The sequence below is a fragment of the uncultured Pseudoteredinibacter sp. genome (genome assembly GCF_947500695.1).
In the GTDB taxonomy this organism is placed as follows: domain Bacteria; phylum Pseudomonadota; class Gammaproteobacteria; order Pseudomonadales; family Cellvibrionaceae; genus Pseudoteredinibacter.
Map to the genome: position 1 here is coordinate 119,262 of NZ_CANMSS010000009.1, position 19,380 is coordinate 138,641.

Annotated in this window: 16 protein-coding genes; 13 read left to right on the forward strand and 3 right to left on the reverse strand. The window is 45.9% G+C overall.

All coding sequences use genetic code 11. From position 1 onward, the window contains the following. Positions 1–13: 13 nt before the first annotated feature. Entirely contained in the window at positions 14–1,960 is a 1,947-nt protein-coding gene (locus Q1A08_RS16045) for a GGDEF domain-containing protein (protein ID WP_299774740.1), read from the reverse strand. A 412-nt stretch (positions 1,961–2,372) separates the two neighbouring features. On the opposite strand from Q1A08_RS16045, the gene Q1A08_RS16050 reads away from it, so the two are divergent. The 13 genes from Q1A08_RS16050 to Q1A08_RS16110 all read left to right on the forward strand — a co-directional run bounded on the left by Q1A08_RS16050 (position 2,373) and on the right by Q1A08_RS16110 (position 16,440). Continuing rightward, positions 2,373–4,265 (forward strand): hypothetical protein, encoded by a 1,893-nt coding sequence (locus tag Q1A08_RS16050; RefSeq protein WP_299774742.1) that lies wholly within the window; start codon positions 2,373–2,375, stop codon positions 4,263–4,265. Positions 4,266–4,603: 338 nt separating this feature from the next. Then, a complete protein-coding gene (locus tag Q1A08_RS16055) occupies positions 4,604–5,095 on the forward strand; it encodes a DUF2271 domain-containing protein (protein WP_299774744.1) in 492 nt (163 codons plus the stop codon). After that, on the forward strand, positions 5,092–5,883 hold the full coding sequence (locus tag Q1A08_RS16060) for a DUF3450 family protein (protein WP_299774746.1): 792 nt from the start codon (positions 5,092–5,094) through the stop codon (positions 5,881–5,883). The genes Q1A08_RS16055 and Q1A08_RS16060 overlap by 4 nt, the downstream gene beginning before the upstream one ends. Further along, the gene (locus Q1A08_RS16065; RefSeq protein WP_299774747.1) at positions 5,880–7,223 is read left to right on the forward strand and encodes a MotA/TolQ/ExbB proton channel family protein; all 1,344 of its coding nucleotides are present in this window, start codon (positions 5,880–5,882) and stop codon (positions 7,221–7,223) included. Before Q1A08_RS16060 ends, Q1A08_RS16065 begins: the two co-directional genes overlap by 4 nt. Continuing rightward, a complete protein-coding gene (locus tag Q1A08_RS16070) occupies positions 7,220–7,615 on the forward strand; it encodes a MotA/TolQ/ExbB proton channel family protein (RefSeq protein ID WP_299774749.1) in 396 nt (131 codons plus the stop codon). The genes Q1A08_RS16065 and Q1A08_RS16070 overlap by 4 nt, the downstream gene beginning before the upstream one ends. Then, the gene (locus Q1A08_RS16075) at positions 7,605–8,015 is read left to right on the forward strand and encodes a biopolymer transporter ExbD (RefSeq protein ID WP_299774751.1); all 411 of its coding nucleotides are present in this window, start codon (positions 7,605–7,607) and stop codon (positions 8,013–8,015) included. The genes Q1A08_RS16070 and Q1A08_RS16075 overlap by 11 nt, the downstream gene beginning before the upstream one ends. A gap of 1 nt (position 8,016) precedes the next feature. Then, positions 8,017–8,703 carry a hypothetical protein gene (locus Q1A08_RS16080; RefSeq protein WP_299774753.1) on the forward strand — a complete coding sequence of 229 codons (687 nt, stop codon included), beginning with the start codon at positions 8,017–8,019 and terminating at the stop codon, positions 8,701–8,703. A gap of 6 nt (positions 8,704–8,709) precedes the next feature. Beyond that, complete coding sequence (locus Q1A08_RS16085; protein ID WP_299774755.1) at positions 8,710–10,116, forward strand: tetratricopeptide repeat protein; 1,407 nt, start codon at positions 8,710–8,712, stop codon at positions 10,114–10,116. Positions 10,117–10,119: 3 nt separating this feature from the next. Then, entirely contained in the window at positions 10,120–10,698 is a 579-nt protein-coding gene (locus tag Q1A08_RS16090; RefSeq protein ID WP_299774757.1) for a PepSY-associated TM helix domain-containing protein, read from the forward strand. 144 nt (positions 10,699–10,842) lie between these two features. Further along, positions 10,843–11,658 carry a DUF4198 domain-containing protein gene (locus tag Q1A08_RS16095; RefSeq protein ID WP_299774759.1) on the forward strand — a complete coding sequence of 272 codons (816 nt, stop codon included), beginning with the start codon at positions 10,843–10,845 and terminating at the stop codon, positions 11,656–11,658. A gap of 12 nt (positions 11,659–11,670) precedes the next feature. Next, on the forward strand, positions 11,671–12,702 hold the full coding sequence (locus tag Q1A08_RS16100; protein WP_299774761.1) for a hypothetical protein: 1,032 nt from the start codon (positions 11,671–11,673) through the stop codon (positions 12,700–12,702). A gap of 61 nt (positions 12,703–12,763) precedes the next feature. Next, positions 12,764–14,218 carry a DUF2271 domain-containing protein gene (locus tag Q1A08_RS16105; protein WP_299774763.1) on the forward strand — a complete coding sequence of 485 codons (1,455 nt, stop codon included), beginning with the start codon at positions 12,764–12,766 and terminating at the stop codon, positions 14,216–14,218. A gap of 17 nt (positions 14,219–14,235) precedes the next feature. Then, positions 14,236–16,440 carry a TonB-dependent hemoglobin/transferrin/lactoferrin family receptor gene (locus Q1A08_RS16110; protein WP_299774765.1) on the forward strand — a complete coding sequence of 735 codons (2,205 nt, stop codon included), beginning with the start codon at positions 14,236–14,238 and terminating at the stop codon, positions 16,438–16,440. Positions 16,441–16,493: 53 nt separating this feature from the next. On the opposite strand, the gene Q1A08_RS16115 is transcribed toward Q1A08_RS16110, so the two are convergent. Continuing rightward, positions 16,494–17,897 carry a multicopper oxidase family protein gene (locus Q1A08_RS16115; protein ID WP_299774767.1) on the reverse strand — a complete coding sequence of 468 codons (1,404 nt, stop codon included), beginning with the start codon at positions 17,895–17,897 and terminating at the stop codon, positions 16,494–16,496. 295 nt (positions 17,898–18,192) lie between these two features. Continuing rightward, entirely contained in the window at positions 18,193–19,380 is a 1,188-nt protein-coding gene (locus Q1A08_RS16120; protein WP_299774769.1) for a DUF1513 domain-containing protein, read from the reverse strand.

The following is a 19,380-nucleotide window of genomic DNA, read 5'->3' on the forward strand; positions in this document are numbered from 1 at the left end:
ATACCCGAGGATTTTACACCATCGTTCCATTTGAATGGCTTGTGAAACCCTGACATTCATCGCTTATTGAATACAGCTTTATGCAATCTCTGCCGCTGCTTTTAGCATGATAGAGCGCTTCATCGGCCTGCTCTAACAGCTTTTCAAAGCTCAGGGCTGTATCAGATTGAATGGCTACACCAATACTTACCGTCGGACTCTTAATTCCCTCTACAGATTTTTCTTGAAGGCTATCTGAAAAAGACTGTGCGAGCGTTAAGGCTGTGCTTTCACAAGCATCGTTTAGAACAAATAGAAATTCCTCCCCTCCCAAACGACCAAAACGGATTACATCACTACAATAGCTAGAAGCAAGCAGAGCAATATATTGAAGAACTTTATCACCCTTAGCATGACCAAAGTTATCATTGATACTTTTAAAATGGTCAACATCTATTAGCAATACAGAAAAACTACCATTGCCTCTGGATAACTGCTCGCCATATTCAATGATCGATCGACGATTTGGAACTGATGTCAAAGCATCGTAATCAGCTAGAAACTTCAGTCGCTTTTCATTTCTTAGAGTAAAAACAACCATGACGACTAAAGATAATATAAGCAGCAAAGCCAGAATTATGATAATCATGGACACACGAAACTTATCCCTTTCCGACGCCAGCTCGAGTTCTTTGAATTTGTTGGCTTGCATTAGTCGTTCAACTTTTAAAGTTTCAGCCTCAAAATCAAAACGTGCCCTTTCTACCTCTGCAGTCATCAGGCGAACATGATCACTACGCTCAAGGTAAAGCTGGTGAACTCTTTCAAAAAGCTCTGAGGACCTTTGGTACTGTTCTAAGCCAAAATAAGCCTCAGCTTTTAAGCGCATAATGTCTCCACCATATTCTGCACGAGACCTATTCGTGAGCTCAGACTCAATGGTTTCACAATTTTCAATAACCCTAGAGAATTCACCGGCCAAAATTGAATAATTAGAACTCGCTAGAAAATACCGCACCCTAATCGATTTTGATTGAACCTGGGGCAGTACAGCGTTTGCTTTATCTAGGTAAAACTTTGCCTTTTCTAGGTTATTCTGATGAACGTGAAAGTTAATCATTGAGCTGGTGAAATCAAGATAGCGCCCTTGATCAGCGGTGGTAGAAACCTTTAAACTTTCTTCAAGCTGGAGGTAATAAGAATAGGCTTGCTCAATGTCTCCCAAGCGAAAATAGGCATCACCAATTTGGTTTAGGTCGTACTTGATGTTCCTAGAATTGTCTATCAGCACATCAAATTCTAAGGCACGTTTAAAAAATTCCACAGCATCCGCATCTCGCCACATACTGCGATAAACAAAACCAGTACGATAATGCATTTCAGCCTGCCAGGCATAGGCCAACTGTTGATCATCCCCCGGGAGAAGTTCTTCAGATAGCACTTTTTGAGCCACCTGATAACTGGCAAATGCTTGCGCAAAATCCTTTTCGCCAGAATACACATCACCTAGTATCAAAGAACTATGAAAGACAATTTTATAGTCATGAGCGGCTTCGGCGTCCTGAATCACCTCGATTAACCATGGTTTAGATTGATCACCTTTGGATAAGTTAGCGTAGGCCAGCCCAAGCAGCATTTTGCTATAGCGAAGAAGAGATGGGGATAGCGGTGATTGTCTATGGATTTCTAGTAGAGTTTTCCTTGCAGCTATAGATTCTTTCAGCTTTCCAGTTCGTACAAGTGCATTTTGATAGTAGAGGTAGAACTGCCCCTGAATAGAAAGCGGATAAGAATTCAAATTTTCTAGATAGGCTTCAAGCTGCTGCCTTTCCTGAAGATCAGACTTCATAAGGAAACGCTCTTTTTCAATCTCGGCTAAAAGGTCTGGTAGCCCATCCGCGACAACCTTGGAGGATAGACTGATTGTGATGGCAGCAAGCGCAGAAATTAACAGCAGCCATGCCTTATTCTTATTTTGCATCTCTAACCCGACTCACTAGACTCGTAATCACAGCTATTCAAGGCCTTTGGGAGTTGAGCCCCCGTTTCCCCTGAGTCTTTTAGTTAAAGCTAACACACTTAAGTTGGGGTCCGAGTCCACCATTCATACAAATAGCGCTTAGTAATTAACCAAAGAGAATATTAACTAGCACTTTATAATCAACTGTTAGATACCAATATCACTTTCGCAGCCCTGCTTGATCAACATTGCTTATATCAGAGCTGAGATTTAATCGAGCTTAGCCCTCTTCTTCAGTCAGAAATATCTGGACCAAAGCCTTCAAAACTGATCATTTTTCAACCAGACCCGCATTGTAAATGGAAGCTTGATGGCCAAGCGACCCTGGGGCACACTAAGCGCCGTTTCTCTAATATAAGCTAAGGATTTCAAAATGGCTTTTGATTACGGCTCGATTGATCTCGGACTCAGAAACCCCTTCAAAAAGGAAGGGCTAGTAACCGCTATTCGAGGGGCTGCCGAAGTAGCAATGGGTGTGTTCCTACTGTTTAAAGCGGCTGCTATTGTTAAAGAAAATGCCGGCATCGGCTGGATTTTGGTGTTATTTGGCTTATTTCTATTGGCCAGTGGTATCCGCTTTTGCGCCAGCGGGATTATCGCAACTCTACGTTTCTTTGTTGGTCGTAACCACCCAACCTCTCTTGCGCAGAACTTTAGTCACTCAGAAGCCAGTACTGCCAAGGAAGAATACGATCATCTTGCCTATACACGCCAAGGTCTTACCGAGATGCTGGTGGGCCGCAAGAATTCCACTTTTGTGGAGCCTGAAGGTATCGTCGCTCGCTTTATACACAGTGTGTTTCCAAAACTCACCTTTATGCCTTACCCAGTTCGAAATATGGCGCAACATCTTTTTGGCGCTTGGGTTAGAACCGCAGTCGCTCTTATCGCCTATGCCTTAACAGCCTTTGTTTCGCTAGCAGGCTTTGCAGGGGACATTGGAGAATTTGCGTTCCCGGCCTATTCTGTAGCCCTGACGATCTACTTATTATTAGTCTGGCGCGCTGCAGGAAAAGACATTAATCGTACAGCGGATAAACGCATCTCTAGCTTAGGCGGTAAAGAGCTAACGAAGGTCATCGCTGGCGCAATATTGCTGCCTGTTATCGTGGGCTTGGCTTTGTCATTCACGTTAAAGGCCAGTGGCTGGAGCACTCTTAAATTGGGCGAGACCTTAGCTTGGTTGCCGGCACCCAATACCTGGGCTTATCTTCTCGGCATCAGTATTGCCGCCGTTATTGCAACTATTCTCTGCGCTATGATGCTGAAAAAGCGTTTAGCCTATTGTGACCCTAAGGCTGAAGTTTCGGAGCTGCGTGAGAACTGGCAGGAATCAGTCCACCCCAATGAGATTTTTATTAATCTTGATAACCTCGTTATGGCGAACCGCCGTTATAAGGAAGTTCCTAACCGTGTCTATCAAGAATTAGAACCAAACCTTGAAGAGCAGGTTGAAGGTAAAGGCAAGTTTTTTGGCGAAATGATCCAAGAGGTACAGCCTAAATTTAAAGCGATGGACTTAGGTCCAGCTTTTAATAGCAGCCGTATGCTTAGCCTAATTACAGGCAATATCGGCTTTCTGGTAGCTTCTATATTGACCGTTTGGTTGGCATTTAATGTAGGTGAGCTTTACAACTACATTAATGAAATTGGCTTTAAGCGTTTAGGCTCTACCCTTAGTGATACTCAAATTACAGAGCTATCAGAACTGGCTGGCTCCGTTATTCATGTGTTTTTAGCGGCGGTATTTATTCGTGCTTTTGCGCGCATCTTAAGTAATGCAGCCCATGTTTTCTTTGCGGAAATGCAATTTGAAAGCCACCTGATCTATGTAAAAGTCGAAGGTACATTTACCGAATCCAAAATCTCCACCGGCACCAGCATTCACGATTCTACCCGCTCGGAAAATACCTTGGTGCGCTCTAGCATTACCCCATGGGTTATTGTCAGCCGTATTGTATCCAGCACCTTCGCCGCCAGCGGTATGCGAAACCTAGAGCACCCACGTTATATTCTGGAAATGCATAAAAACGATCAAGAGTTGGCCAGTATTCGAGGTGACGTTATCGGTTTCTTGAAAGATCGTGAATCTATTGCAGCCATTACCAGTGAGCGTGATCTGCACAATGCTTCTCAGATTCACGACATTAATCAACAATCACGAGCAATCCCTATGCAGAATCAAGCTAACTTGATCCAGCAGGATGAAGAAGCGGCCGGTTACTTACGACAAGAGAAAGACCTGACGGACCCAAACAAAGACTAAATAAACCTACAACCTAGGGCGCTCTTGCCCTAGGGTTGTTCAATCTATAGTCCTACCTGCACTCCTAATCTGCTTTTTCCTAGCACTTTCTAAACTCTTCAGTGACCTAGCCAATCCTCTCTATCCCCTCGCCCCCTCTACTTCCTAAGCCCTGCCCTCCTATGCAAATCACGCTACTTGGCTATTCAACCTGATTGCTGTGCACTATTAAATGCAGTAAGTAGTCCCTATTTCCGGGCGTGAACAAATATGGAGAAAATATGGAGATGTAGATTTTGCCCCACAAATAATTATAATAACGATTCTCATTCGCCATCTTATTGTTATTTAAAGCATCCATGTTACGAAATAGTCTATTTTTAGCCATCTTGGCCGGCCTTTACCTACCTCACTCCAATGCAGAGCAGTATCAAATCACTTTGGAACTGCCCAGTTTTGATACTGGTGATTATGAGCGCCCTTATACCGCCGTATGGGTTGCCAGTGCTAAAAACAAGCCTCAACGAGTGGTCCAGCTTTGGTATGAAGATGATCGCTGGTTAAAGGATCTTAAGTACTTTTGGCGACGTGTTCTGCGCAAAAACGAACAAGCAGCCGACGGTGTCACCGGTGCTACTAAAGGCCCTGGCCTATACCAACTACAGTGGGATGGTTTAGATCATCAGGCTAATACCCTAGCTAGCGGCCAATACAAACTCTGCGCCGAAGTCGCTCGTGAACATGGTGGCCATAATGCTAAGTGCCTGAAGTTTGATTGGCCACTGATTGATAAAGTCGAACTAAAACTGGAAGGCGAATTTACCACCTTAAGCATTGAGTCCAAATCGTGAACACGCTAGCTATCCGCACATTCGCGGCGGCAGCTGTGCTTACCATCTTCAGCTGCACAGCTAGCGCTCAAAACCAGTCCCCGGCTTCGCAGTTAGAAGGCCTAATGCAGCAATGGTTAGCTATTGAGCAACAACGCGAAACCATGCGAATAGACTGGCAAGAAGACAAACTTGTCCTGGAGCAGCGCTTAGATCTGCTAACCGCTGAATCTAAAGGCCTACAAAACCATCTGAAAAAGCACTCGGGCCTAAAAACTAAGGCCCAGCAAAAACGGGAAGAGCTTGCCGTCGAACAGAATACTCTCGAGAGCCGACAGAGAAAGCTGAAACAGGCTCTTGTACAGGCTGATCAACACGTTAATGCCTTACTCCCTAGACTACCCGAGCCACTGAAAAACCACTGGCATGAAAATATACAAAAGCTTGTCTTACTAAAAGAACACCCTAGCAAGCGACTCGATCTTTACCTAGATATGTACAAAAGCTTCGATCGCTTTCGCGAAAAAGTTACCGTACATCAAGCATTGATGCCAATCGCCACTCAGAAAAACAGCGCGGAACAACAAGAAATACTGGTTGATCAAATTTACCTGGGTGTCGCAAAAGGCTGGTATTTAAGTCGGGATGGTCAATACGCCGGATTTGGCGAAGCTGGCAGTGATCAATGGCTTTGGTGCAGTGACAATACGCTTAGCGAACAGCTTGCTGATATTTTGAAAGCTGCAAAAAATCCAGAAACCGCTCGCATTTTACCATTGAATATCAAGTTATCTGGAGAGCGGCTATGAGCAAGAGCTCCCCGATCATTATTATTGCCTTATATCTAAGTCTAGGTCTAAGCCTCATTAATAGCCCTAAGGCCTTGAGTAATCAAGAGCTGGAAAAAGGGCTAAATCGAGACATCAAAAACTCGCAACAGAAATTGCTAAAGCTTCAAAAGAAGCAATCTTCTGAACGCCAAGCACTATCAAAGAAGCTTCACAATGCCGAAGTTAAAGTTGAAGGTTTAAGAGATCAGGCCGCGGCCATCCAGCGCTTAGCTGATGAGAAGACTCTAGCACTGCAAGAATTGCAGGACCGCTTAAAATCTTGGCAAGAACAGGACGCCTACCAAGCTTACGCTCTTGTTGATTATCTTGGTAAGCAGACAGATCTAAATGGCAGCCATGATAGCGATCAACTGCTGTCACTCTTTGAGCAACAAGCCGAGTTGCAGCAGCAAGCACTGAATCCAAGCTGGCAAACCCTGCAGGTTATTGCCGCCAGTGGTGAGCTGCGAGATGCCAAAGTATTGCGACTAGGCCCGATTCGCTGGGCCGCGGCTGATAACTTCGCTGGCTGGCTAAACGACAAGAAAATCCCTGAAATTATTCTTACTGCAAACCAGCAGCAACAGCAAAGTTGGCTTGAGCAATCTCGATCACTCGAGGGGACATTACATTTTGACCCTAGCCTAGAACGAGCCATTAAGATCGCTCAGCAGCAAGAGAGTATCAGCGAGCATATTTATAAAGGCGGGGTTTGGGCAATACCAATTTTGGCATTCGGTTTAATTGCCACCCTATGTGCCTTGTTAAAGAGCTTGCAGTTATTAAGACAGCCAAAATGGATTCCTGCACTGGCCAGCCGAGCTACCCTCGCCTTTAAACGCGGAGATAAAGCCGCCGGCGAGAAGCTGAAACAGCAATTTGAAGGTCGCCAAAGCCTTGGTATACAAGCTCAGCTATTGGAAATTTGTCTACAAGAAAATCATTTAGGACAGCGCGAAGATCGCTTATTCACAAGTTTAATGGCCGATAAGCATCGCCTGGAAAAATGGTTAGGTACTATCGCGGTTATCGCCGCCGTCGCGCCCTTGCTCGGCCTGCTTGGCACAGTAAGCGGCATGATAGAAACCTTTAAGTTAATGACCATCTTTGGTTCGGGTGATGCAAGTGCGGTTTCCTCAGGGATTTCTGAAGCACTGGTAACCACCGAGCTTGGTCTTGTGGTGGCTATTCCTGCGCTATTGTTACACGCATTTTTACAACGTTGGGTACGCCGCCATAACAGTCAAGCCGAAGCCTTTGCTGTAGAGCTGAGCCAGCTTGAATGGTGCAAAGAGCAAGCCGAGGCGACAACGCCATGATCTTCCAAACCGATCAATGGATATTCTGGGCCATTATCGTGGTTGGCCTGATCGCTTATAGCATATTGTTTGACACGCTATTAAATACCAGCGATGAACTTGAACTACGACAAGCGCGCTGTCAACTTGCCGATTCTTGCTTAGCGGCACTCCCCCTTTTGGGCTTGCTCGGCACCATTATGGGTTTACTGCAAACTTTTGCTGATATGGCGGCTGACCATGTTGATTTTAATACCTTAATTGCCGGCGGCGTTGGCACAGCTTTAGGTACCACACAGCTTGGACTGCTATTTGCAGTACCAGGGTATCTCCTCAGCCATTTTTTAAAGAGTCGATTTCAACAGGGCCTCTTATTTAATGACTTCGCAAAGGAGCTAAGAGATGAGGTCTAAACTGAGCCAAAGAATCGAACAAGAACAGAGCAACAGTATCGATCTATCACCGTTGCTAGATGTGGTTTTTATTCTACTAATATTTTTTATTGTAACTACGGTCTTTGTTAAAGAGACCGGAATCGAAGTTGATAAACCCAAGGCCGTTTCCAGCGAGCGATTAGAGCGCAATGTCATATTATTGGCCATCAGCGCCAGCGGCGAAGTAGTCTACGACGGCGCCAATATTGGCGTATCTGGCGTGCGGGCCACGGTCGCTCATGCTCTGGCCAAACAGAAAAAATCGCTCATTATTCAAGCCGACAAAAATACTTCAGCCCAGATTTTGGTGGACGTTATCGACCAAGCCAAGCTGGCCGGTGCCGAGAGCATCAACATTGCTACCAAGCGAGGAAGTTAATATGACCAACGCCGCCTCTATAAACAGCAGTACACTCAACTTAACCACATTAAATATTCCAATGCGTCGAGTTATTTCAGTCGTATTATCCGCTGCCTGCCTAGTTGTGCTATTAACCGTTATCCAGCTAAGCAAAACGACTTTTTTAAAACCGAAACAGGACCTTGTTGTAAGGCAAGTGAGTGTTGCATTGCCACCGCCGCCTCCACCACCAGCGCAGGAACAACAGCAAGTCAATAATAGCGGCGTTGATATTGATTTTAGCTTCAACGCTCAAGGCCTAGCTTTAAAAATGGCAGAGCAAAATGTAAAAATTAGAGAGATTAAGGTAGAAAAACCACCCATTGATAGCTTAACCCAAGTAAATCTCAACATAGACTGGACACCCGATTGGCAGGCCTTCGGTCTTGATCAACTCGATCAACGCCCGCAATTATTGACTCCAATACGTGTCAGTTTCCCGCACCGCCTATACCAACGCGGCGTCAACAAAGCACTAGTTAAGCTACTAGTCATGATTGACGAACAGGGCCAGGTGCATCTACAACAAATCACCCAGTTAAAGTACCCCGAGCTTAAGCCAAGCCTTCAGCAAGCAATAAGCCAAGCTCGCTTTACACCTCCTAAGATGGATGGCAAGTTGGTCAAAGCTGAGTTCATATGGCCGCTTGAGCTGGAGCATAGCTAGATCAACATGAAACTGAATACTCAAAAATCAGTAAGTTTAAAGTTATTGCGCCTTAAGCGAACGAGCCTAATGTGCATTGCTTTGGGCTTTAGCTTAACCATTGCACTTCATACAAGCACAGCACAGGCGGAGGTAAAAATAACACTGCCAACGCCGAATTGGGAAATGAGTTTTAAGCCTCTCAGTAGTAGTAGCAATACCCCTAAGTTAAACAGCGAAGAGTTTGCTCTGATTGATAAGGTGCGCCCCTTATTAGATGAAAAGCAATACCAAAAGGCGAATGCAGAACTTGCCAAGTTGTGGCCGGAACAAGCCAGTGCCGCTCTATTTTACGTACGAGCCCAAGTTCTAACACAACTTAAGCAATACCAGAAAGCCGAACAGGATTATCTTTCGTCGATAAAACTTCATGGAGACTACGTTCTGGCAAGCCAATCCTTGGCGGGCCTAGCACTTAGCCAAAATCAAGCAAAGAAAGCCAGAAAGTACCTAGCCGAAACGATTGCTTTAGGAGGTGCCAGCTCAGATCTTTTTGGTCAGCTTGGCTATCTCAATCTACGTGAACACTCAGCTTTCAGTTCCGTCGCAGCCTATCAAAGAGCCTATGCCCTAGCGCCAGAAAACAAACACTGGCAAAAAGGTTTGCTGATGGCGCTTAGCCAATCAGGGTCGCATCTACAGGCCAATGCGTTAATTGATGAACTTTTAAAAGACGAGCCAAACAATGTTGAACTGTGGCTACACAAAGCCAATGCCGCAGTAAGCGCTAAGCAAAGCCAGCGGGCATTAACTGCTATGGAAATGGCTTATAGATTAGGTGAAAAACAAAAGCAGAACATACAACTTTTAGCACAGCTCAATGTGCAAGCGGGCAATATCGCCAGAGCTGTGAACATTGTTAAAACAAGCCCCTCCTTGTTACAAGACTATTCATACATTGGGCCAATGCTTGATTGGTTGGCTTCTCAGAGCCACTGGAATGATTTAACGACGCTGATCACATCAACAAAGAGTCAAAGCAAACACTTTGATAGCCAAGCTTTAAGCCACTGGAATCATCAACGCGCGAGACTTGCTGCCAATAAAGGACAAAGTAAGCGTCAGGTTCAGTTGTTGCAGCAAGCACTAAAACACAATCCAGCCAATGGTTCAGCGATATTGGATCTGGCTGATATTCGAATTGCTCAAGGACAATTTAATCGTGCTGATATCTTACTCAGTCGAGCGGCTGCTATGAAAGAAAACAGGGAAGCCGCATGGATGAAACGAGCACAAGTGGCTTACCTACAAAAGCGCTACAAATCCGCACAGGAGTTTTTACAAAATATACTTAAGCTCGATCCGAGCCGCAGGGACTTAATTAGTAACATGGATATTCTTCAACGCCTGATTAGACAAAAAAATACCCGATAAACCATGAAAGTAAACAAAACCCTGTGGCGCTGGTCTCGCCTACTCCATATTTATGCAGCCGTCGCCTTATTATTTTTATTGCTGTTTTTCGCCTTTACCGGCATCACCCTGAACCATCCAGATTGGTTTATCGGTGAAGCTCAGGAGCAAGAGCTAGAATTTCAACTTGTAAATTATAAGGCAAGCCAAGGGCTTACCTTTAGCCCAGCTCAGATTACTCAGCTGGAGAACGAGCTGGACGTTAGCTTTGGCAAGCTAAAACTCGAAGATGATGGTGATGTTATATTTTTTGACGCCCAAATGCCTGGAGCATTTGCCAGCGGGGAGCTTGAGCTTGAAAGCGGCTTGGTAAGCGCAAGCCGCAGTGACTCTGGTGTATGGGCATGGCTTAATGACCTACACAAAGGTCGCCACACTGGTTTCGCATGGAAGCTACTTCTCGACATTAGCTCGGTGTTAATTTTGCTGTTCTCGCTAAGCGGCTTGGTCTTGCTATTACCCAATAAGCGCTACTTAAAGCCCGCCATGCTACTTGGCTTAGTTACCGCCGCGATTTGTACATTTACAGCTCTAGTGTCCTGACTAGGGCTCTATAAACCCTCAAACCATGAAGAAAATATGGAGATTTCTTTATTTTTATTGAGAATCATTTACATTTGCATTAGTATTCACGTGATTTAGTCATCACAAAGAATGGCATTTAAATAAACCTTGGAGAATTCACTTATGCTCGGCTTAGTTCGCAAATCAAAAGCTCACATGCTTAGCTCATTAGGGCTGGCGTCTCTAACGGCCCTAGCCGTCAGCACCGCCGCTGCTCACACCCCCTATATTGCCCCAACCAGTTTCGAGCCCGTCATGGGCAAAATGGCAAGCTTCGATGCCTCCTTCTCCGAGGAGTTTTTTATACCTGAAGCCGCCTTCAACAAGGGCAACTTCAAAGTTACCACGCCTTCAGGTGAGGTGGTAAATCCAGACAGCAAGGCTGAGCTGAAGACCCGCATCGTTTTAGAACATGAGCTAAAAGACGAAGGGACTTACCGTATCACTACCGGTGCCCGCCATGGCGCTACTTTCCTGATCTACGATCTCGATGGTGAAGAAAAGCGCGTAATGAATCCTAAGGAGCCAGCCCCAAAAGGCGCCGAAGTTAAAAACCATTTTCAATCGATTACTCGTGCAGACACTTATGTTAGCCGTAAAGCGCCAAGCAATGGTGCATTAAAAGTTGAAGCAGCCGGCTTGCAGATCCTACCGATTGATAATCCGACCGAACTGTTTGCCGATGAAGAATTCGCCCTAAAAATTCTTCTAGACAATAAAGGCATGGCTGAGCAAGAAATCTTGGTATACAAGGCAAACCAAGAGAAAAGTAAGCCCGTCAACTTCACTACCGATAAAGCAGGAGTGGCAAAACTAAGCCTGCCGGCCGGTAAGTACTTACTGCGTGCTCGTTATCGAGGACCAGCTCCAGAGGGCTCCAAAGTCCCAACCCTAAGCCACACAACCACCTTAAGCGTGCAAGTGTTTGAAAACATCTAAGCGAGAATAGCCATGAAATTTCTAAAAAAAGCATTACCCATCGCCGTTGCTGTCGCCAGCATCAGCGCTTGCTCTCAAAACACAGCGGTAAGCGAGCAAAGTCAAGCCAATGAAGCCAAAGCGGCTTTGAGCAAAGGATTAAGCAAGGCGGATCGCGCCAAAGCGGCAAAAGACGATCGCGGCCATCGCGCTATGCCAATGACCGAAGCGCGTCTTGCTCGCATCTTAGACGAGCATGACCACTCCAAAGATAACAGCGTTAGCTGGGATGAGTACAACGACACTCGCCGTAGCTTTTTCGACAAAGTAGACAGTAATAAAAACGGCACTCTAGATACCGAAGAATATGTTTATGAGTACGAAGGCCGTCTCGATGATCGTATCGAAGAAGATCGCAAAGGCCAGGTAAAGCAAACTATTGTACGTTTCGATGCTCTAGATAAAAACGATGACAAAGTAATGACATGGGAAGAGTTCCAAGCTTCTGCCGATCGTATTTGGACACGCTGGGATAGCAACAAAGATGGCGTGATCGACGATAACGATCCAAAGCCAGAAAACAAGTGGAAGAAAAAGCAAGAAGAAAAAACCGCCAAGACTGACAAGAAAAAGGCTAAGAAAAAGCCTCGTCGCCGCTCAGTAATTCGCATGCCTACTACTCACAGTAAAAAGGGTATGTTTACCATTTATGACGGCAACGAAGATAAGAAAATCACTAAAGATGAATTTCTTAACGAACGTCGCTCAATTTTCCACCTTGCCGACCAAGATAAGAGTGGCGACTTAGTATTAAACGAGTATCTCGGTGAATACGAAGATCGTGTAGATGCAGCCATCTCCAAAATGCGTCGGGCAGCTATCAAACAGACCTATGTTCGTTTCGATGTGCTGGATGACAACAAAGACAAGAGCATGACTTTTGATGAGCTTCAGATCTCCGGCAAGCGTATTTTCAATCGCTGGGATAAAAACCAAGATGGCCTTATCTCAGCAGACGATATCGCGGCTAGCAAAAAGAAGAGCGAAAAGGTTGCAGGGTATTAATCCCTAAGCCCAAACAGCGCCCTTCGGGGCGCAAGTTTTCAAATTACAGGTTGTAACTTAAGTGAAACGTTTCCTTTCATCTATGATGATGGCTGGCCTACTGGCCCACAGTTTAGCAAGCAGCGCCGAAGCTATTGAATTTCATAATGATAATGTTCTCGGCACCTCCATGCAGCTTCGTATAGACGCTGAGAGATCAGAGGCTGCTATCGCACAACAAAACGTTATTAATGAAATCAAACGACTCGAGAATGTCTATAGCAGTTACGACCCAAATAGCGAATTAATGCAAATTCACAGTGGTAAGAAAAAAACTTTGTCGACTGATTTGCAAAAGATGGTAGAGCTTTGCCAACACTGGCAAAAGCAGCTGCCGATGGCATTCAGCTGCCGCCTCGGAGATGTTATCGCGGCGTGGAATAAAGCCGAAAAAGAGCAAGCTCGCCCTGACCGAAAGGAAATACGAGCATTAGCACGTAAAGCTCTGTATTCAGAGTATGACTTAACAAAAGATCAAGTCCCACAGGATTTCAAGTGGGAATTTTCAGCCATCGCCAAAGGTTACATTATCGATCAGGCCTTAAACATAGCAAAGGCCAGCGCACCCAGTGCCAAAGCAATTATGCTGAATATTGGTGGTGATATTGCACAATGGCAAGGCGGCCACGATACCCCTTGGAAAGTGAGCATTGCCAACCCAAATCAAATGGATGACAGCCAAGGCTCGACACTAGGCAAGTTAACTTTAGCCAATAACGCTATCGCCTATAGCGGCCACAATGCCCGCAGCCGAAAAATTGGTCGCCGAGAATACAGTCATATTTTACAGGCACGAGACGGCTGGCCGAGAGACTTTCCCCACAACGCCATTGTTGTTGCTAAAGACGCGACCACCGCCGATGCCAACGCTACGGCTTTAAGCACCATGGCCGTATCAGAAGCTATCGATTGGGTGGAATCTCAAGACAGTATTGAAGCCCTACTGATCGATGAGCAAGGGCGGCAATATGCCAGCACAGGTTGGAATCACAATGGTGGCCCCGAAGCACAAGAACCTCTAGCCTCCATTCACTTTTCACTGCCCAAAATTCGCAGTGGCAATTACCGCAAGCCTTACGTTGCGCTGTGGATAGAAAACAGCAAACGTAAAGTCGTGAAGAACTTACTGCTATTAGGCGACAGCGAACGCTGGATGAGCAAAAACAGCCTTTGGTGGCGTCGCCTTGGCCGCAAAGAGCCAAATCTATTAGATATTATGGCCCGCCCTACTCGTCGCGCTGGCCAATACAGCATTGAGTGGCAGGGTCTAGATGATTTCGGTAAACCCCTAAGCAAGGGCAAATACCAATTAATAATAGAAGCCGCGAGGGAACATGGCGGCCATGAAAAAATAAGCATTCCATTTGAGCTAGGAAAGCCATTAAAACTAACCGAGAAAGGCCAAAAAGAGATTCAGCATATAGAGCTGACATTAAGACCAACATTAGTTGCTAACGCTGAGCTTGCAAGCAACTAAATAACGGGGAGACAGAAATGTTTAAGAAGTCTACATTAGCTTTGGCCATTGCTCTAGCGAGCAGTAACAGCTTTGCTCAAGTGCAAGAGCTGGAAACCACCAAAGTAAAAGGTGAAACCAAAGAGAACCAAGAGGTGATCTCTAGCCTTAAAATCGAAGAGAATATGGTTAACAACCTAGATGATCTCGTGCGCGACATCCCGGGTGTTGTTATTAAGGCAGCCGATGGTCGTTGGGGCGGTACTGGATTTAACATTCGCGGTGTTGCGGATGACCGTATTGCAGTATCCATCGACGGTATCGAGCAAGGTGAATCCTTGCAGTACGAAGGCGGGCAAGCTTACGGCTATTTTAAAGGTGGTCGAAACGGCCTAGAACTTGAAACCGTTAAGCAAGTTAGTATTACCAAAGGTGCAGACTCTGTGATCTCAGGCAGCGGCGCACTTGGCGGCTCGGTCCGTTTTGTCACTAAAGATGCTGATGATTTTCTAAAAGATTCCGGTGATGATACGGCGGCCAAGTTAAGTGCCTCTTACGACAGTGCTAGTGAGACTGCGATGGGTAGCATCGCCGCTGCGGGTCGATTCGGCGGCCTTGAAGCCTTATTGATTGGCACCAAGCGTAAAGGACATGAAACCGAAAACCATACTGCTGGCGCCGATATAGATGGCTCCGGTCGTGAACGTCCAGATCCTCAAGATATTGATCGCGACAATATCTTCTTAAAAATGAACTACGACTTCAGCGCCAATAATACCCTTGGCTTTATTGTGGAAGATCGCACAGTAGAAACCGAAACCGACGCGCGCTCATACAATGGCCCTTGGTATGTAGGTCGAATTGGTGACGATACCAGTGAACGTCAACGCATTGGTATTTTCCAGAAAGCCAACGTGGATGCGGGCTTATTTGATCGCATTGAGTGGTCCATCGATCGACAAAATGTCAACTTTGAAGCAAAAACCCACCAGTCGGTTACCTTTTATGGCGGCTTAACGCCACGTGTCGACACACGTACTTTCGATCAAGAGTTAACTCAGTTTAAGTTTGACTTCAACAAACGTATCAAAAGCGGAAACGTTGAACACGATATTTTCTACGGCTTTGCATACTCTGACAAAGAAGTCGATAACGAAGAAACCCGCGTACAAACTCGCGCTGGCCAAGATCCAGCTTTCACTACCCGCCAAGCCTTGGTTCCCCACTCGGAAATTACGAATTATAACCTTTTCGTATTGGACCGCATTAGCCTGAGTGACGATACGAAGCTTGAAGTTGGCTTACGTTACGATGATTATGAGTACGACGCCACTCCATCAGAATTTTTCCAGGATAATCTAGGTGGCAACAGTCTAGGCAAACAAGACTTTAACTTCTTCAGCGGCGCCCTAGGTCTCACCCAAAAAGTTGGCGACAACAGTAAAATTATTGCCAAGATCGGCAGAGCCTTTAAGGCCCCCACTGTTGAGCAACTTTATACTCGAAGCGGCTCGGAAGATAATTGGAGTACAGGTCCTAACCCAGATCTAGACGTTGAAACGTCTACCAACTATGAGCTTACTTTTGAAACCAAAACCGAAGGCGCACGTTTTGCGGTTACAGGGTTCTTCAACAAGTTCCAGGACTTTATCGAGACTCGCCCTATAGGCAGCCGTATCAATGAACTTGGAGAAGTCGACGAGTACAATATTCCTGTTAACGTTAGTGATGCTGACACTAAAGGTTTAGAATTAGTGGCAAGCTTCGATCTAAACAAGACATTAGGCGCTCCTGAAGGCCTAAGTGCTTTCTTTAACTCAGCATATATTGACGGCGAACAGGATAATGGCGACCCATTAACCAGCGTTCAACCATTCAGCTCCAAGTTAGGTATTAGCTACGCTAACGAAACTTGGGGAGTTAACTCTACGTTAACTTACACTGCTGCCAAAGATGCTGGCGATGCCTACTCTACTAATAGTGAGGGTGAACGTGTTGAGCGTGATTACCTAAGCAATAGTGCAGCAGTACTAGACATTACCGCCTTCTACAAGCTTACTGAACAGCTCACTCTACGCGCCGGTGTGTTTAATGTTACCGACAAAGAGTATTACATTTGGGACAGCATTCGCTTTGTAGGTCGTGACGACTTACGCCCAGGTATCGGTGTTCGTGACAACGGCATTTCTCGTTATACCGAGCCAGGTCGTAATTTCACGGTCCGTGCTGACTTTAAGTTCTAAGCACATAGTGGGGTCAGATCCCGTTTTGGTTTAGGGATCTGACCCCGTTCCTGTTAAACGATTTCGATATACCCCATCAACCCCGTTTTCATATGTTCGATAACATGGCAGTGATACATCCAACGCCCAGGGTTGTCAGCAACAAATGCTATTTGCACCCTTTCATTTTTCTCCATTAACACGGTGTCGGTAAAAAATGGCTCAATTTGCTTTTTGTTTGATTTGATCACTTTAAACATCACCCCATGCATATGAATCGGGTGCATATGGGGTGTATTGTTTTTCAAATCGAAAATATAGCTCTTGCCCAATTCAAGCTTTGCCAGAGGTGCCGGAATATTCCCAGGCTTCATGCCTTCCCAAGCCCGACGGTTAATGGTCCAAAAAGCGTGCTTGGCTTTACCCAGTTTATCTGCTGGGGTAACCGCTCCTTCCCACTCAAAAACGAAGTGCTTTGTTTCGGCCTGATCCAGTTTTGGTTCAGATAGCGGGTTCGGCATCGGCATGGGAACTTCTGCTGCAACGGGCTTTTTTAGTGGCCAATCTTCAGCTTTTAAACGCATCAATTCAAAGAATAATCGCCCTTTACCATTTTCGATAATGACTTCCTCCCCTGGCGAGGGCGCTTTAATAGCGATATCAACACGCATACCTGCTCCAATGGAATGGCTCTCCAGCGGTTTAGGCTCAGACAATGGGTTAGCATCAATACTAACGATGTAAGCGGGTCTATTTTTTACCCGCAGCTTATAAACCAGCGTATTGTCTACATTAGCGAATCGTAAGCGAATCCAAGCATTGGCCGGAACGCTTAAGCTGGGCTTATTAACCCCATTGACAGTTTCATAATTACCCGGCGTTCCCATTCGCGCCGCATAGCGAGGAATCGTCAGCGGCTTGAAAGAGCCGTCATCATTAAGGTGCCAGTTCTTTAACATTAGCGGTAAATCTGCCGCATAGTCACCTGGTGAAAACTGTTCGCTATCTGCCTCTTCTACCAGCAATAAGCCAACCAAACCCTTCCCTAGCTGCACCACACTGTTCATATGTGGGTGATACCAAAAGGTACCAGCATCAGGGGGAATAAACTCATAGCGGAAAGTCTCACCCGGCATAATGGGTTTCTGACTTAAAAAAGGCACCCCATCCATAGCAATGTCAATTCGAATACCATGCCAGTGAATTGTAGTAGGCTCACTGAGTTCATTGATCACCTCAATGACGACAGGTTTGCCTTGCTTGGCTCGAATAATGGGCGAAGGATAAACGCCATTAAAGCCCAAGCCTGGGGTTTGAGTGCCTGGTATCAATTCAAATTGCGCTTCTTGTAAACGCAGCTGGTACTGATACTCGCCTAGCTGTTCGATACTAAGCTTGGGCATACAGCCAGTTAAGCTGGCGATTGAAGCTACACCCGCGCCAGCTAAGCTGGCCGATAGAAATTGGCGGCGATTCATAATTCGATCTCGAAATACCTAAGGCACCTCTGAATAGTGCAGGTTTTGCTCAGCGGAGCCCTGAAGCGCTTAGCTACTAGGCGCGCTTCGCCGGCAATGGCCGTAGGCCTTGGCAAGAAGCGCAACAACGTAGATGAGCGCTTCAGGGTCCGCCCTATGGGGCTTCACGTCAACCTCGTACTCTTCGTTGCTCCTTTTCGACAGGCGACCAACCTGCCTTCAAAGAAGCGCCTAGATTACGACATTGACGTGAAGCCTGAGCTAATCTGCATTATTCAGAGGTGCCTTAAGTCAGTTAACTAAGGATGGTTAAATGATTATCCCAAATCATAGCTTTCTCAAAGGCTGTAGTGTTGATCTGGCTCTGTTTTAGCGCTTGTTTCTGCGCCATGTTTTGATCTGCAACTTGATCAATAGCTGTATTTTTTACATTCACAATCTGCCCCAGCCCATTACTGATAAAAAAAGCTTGCTGCTCCTTGGCATAGGCTAGGCCACAGGCATCTCGCAAACCATAGCTCTCTTCGAGCTCTAAGCTGTTTAAATTCCAGCGACTTACAATCCCAGCGCGAGGAGAGCTTAAATAGACTGTGCTGCCCGAAGAGTCTACACTCACGCTACCAATATACTGCTGGTGAGCACGCCAATCCTCTTGTGCCGCGCTGAAGGCCAGTAAATTCTCTTCACCATGGTGGCTAAAAGCCAAGGGTAAAATATTTTCGCTTGGCCCTTGATACTGCGCGGCGATAATGACTCGATCATCTCTGCTAACGGCCATATGACGTAGGCTAAGCTTCGGATCCTCCGGGTAGTACTCGGCAAGAACCTTACTATCATTGCTGTCAATGTATAGCAGAGATGATTGCATGGTATCGATATTGAGTTTTCGTCGCCCGGTATTCGGCTGGGTATGGATCCCTCCCATTGCCACAACTAGGGTTTTACCATCCGACAAACATTCAATTTGATGAGGGCCTATGCCTGGCAAGGGGATTTCTTCCAGCAATCGCCAAGCATCAGCCGGATCAAAAACTGCAATACTGGCGGCTTTTTTATCCAGATGATTTTGCGGCACCAAAACCTTACCATCTTTATTGCGACAAGCGTGGCCAAAGAAATGTCGATTCGCAGAAGCAACGATTTTATTGAGTAAAAGGCCACGCTCAACATCCACATGGTACAACTCGGTACCAGGCCTACGAGCAATAGCCAGGCAGGTTCTAGCCTCGCTGCTTATAGGCTTAACAGCATCTAGCGGCAGCGGTGACATGTCCAACACTTGATGGATACGCTGAGGTAGCGGCAACATAAAACGCAGCTTGCCTTCTATGCCCGCAGCCGCAATACCATAAGGGTTCGCTTTATTGAAACGATCTTGATAGCCACTCAACAGCAGAGTTCGTACGTTAAGCGGTGTATCACAAGAAAACAAACCCACTAATGAAAGCCCAAGCCCAGCAAAAACAAACTCTCGTCTGTTCAC

Coding starts and splice junctions, on each gene's coding strand:
- Q1A08_RS16090 (WP_299774757.1), top strand. CDS start 10,120: ATGAAAGTAAACAAAACCCTGTGGCGCTGGTCTCGCCTACTCCATATT.
- Q1A08_RS16045 (WP_299774740.1), bottom strand. CDS start 1,960: ATGCAAAATAAGAATAAGGCATGGCTGCTGTTAATTTCTGCGCTTGCT.
- Q1A08_RS16080 (WP_299774753.1), top strand. CDS start 8,017: ATGACCAACGCCGCCTCTATAAACAGCAGTACACTCAACTTAACCACA.
- Q1A08_RS16065 (WP_299774747.1), top strand. CDS start 5,880: ATGAGCAAGAGCTCCCCGATCATTATTATTGCCTTATATCTAAGTCTA.
- Q1A08_RS16115 (WP_299774767.1), bottom strand. CDS start 17,897: ATGAATCGCCGCCAATTTCTATCGGCCAGCTTAGCTGGCGCGGGTGTA.
- Q1A08_RS16110 (WP_299774765.1), top strand. CDS start 14,236: ATGTTTAAGAAGTCTACATTAGCTTTGGCCATTGCTCTAGCGAGCAGT.
- Q1A08_RS16095 (WP_299774759.1), top strand. CDS start 10,843: ATGCTCGGCTTAGTTCGCAAATCAAAAGCTCACATGCTTAGCTCATTA.
- Q1A08_RS16100 (WP_299774761.1), top strand. CDS start 11,671: ATGAAATTTCTAAAAAAAGCATTACCCATCGCCGTTGCTGTCGCCAGC.
- Q1A08_RS16075 (WP_299774751.1), top strand. CDS start 7,605: ATGAGGTCTAAACTGAGCCAAAGAATCGAACAAGAACAGAGCAACAGT.
- Q1A08_RS16055 (WP_299774744.1), top strand. CDS start 4,604: ATGTTACGAAATAGTCTATTTTTAGCCATCTTGGCCGGCCTTTACCTA.
- Q1A08_RS16070 (WP_299774749.1), top strand. CDS start 7,220: ATGATCTTCCAAACCGATCAATGGATATTCTGGGCCATTATCGTGGTT.
- Q1A08_RS16050 (WP_299774742.1), top strand. CDS start 2,373: ATGGCTTTTGATTACGGCTCGATTGATCTCGGACTCAGAAACCCCTTC.
- Q1A08_RS16085 (WP_299774755.1), top strand. CDS start 8,710: ATGAAACTGAATACTCAAAAATCAGTAAGTTTAAAGTTATTGCGCCTT.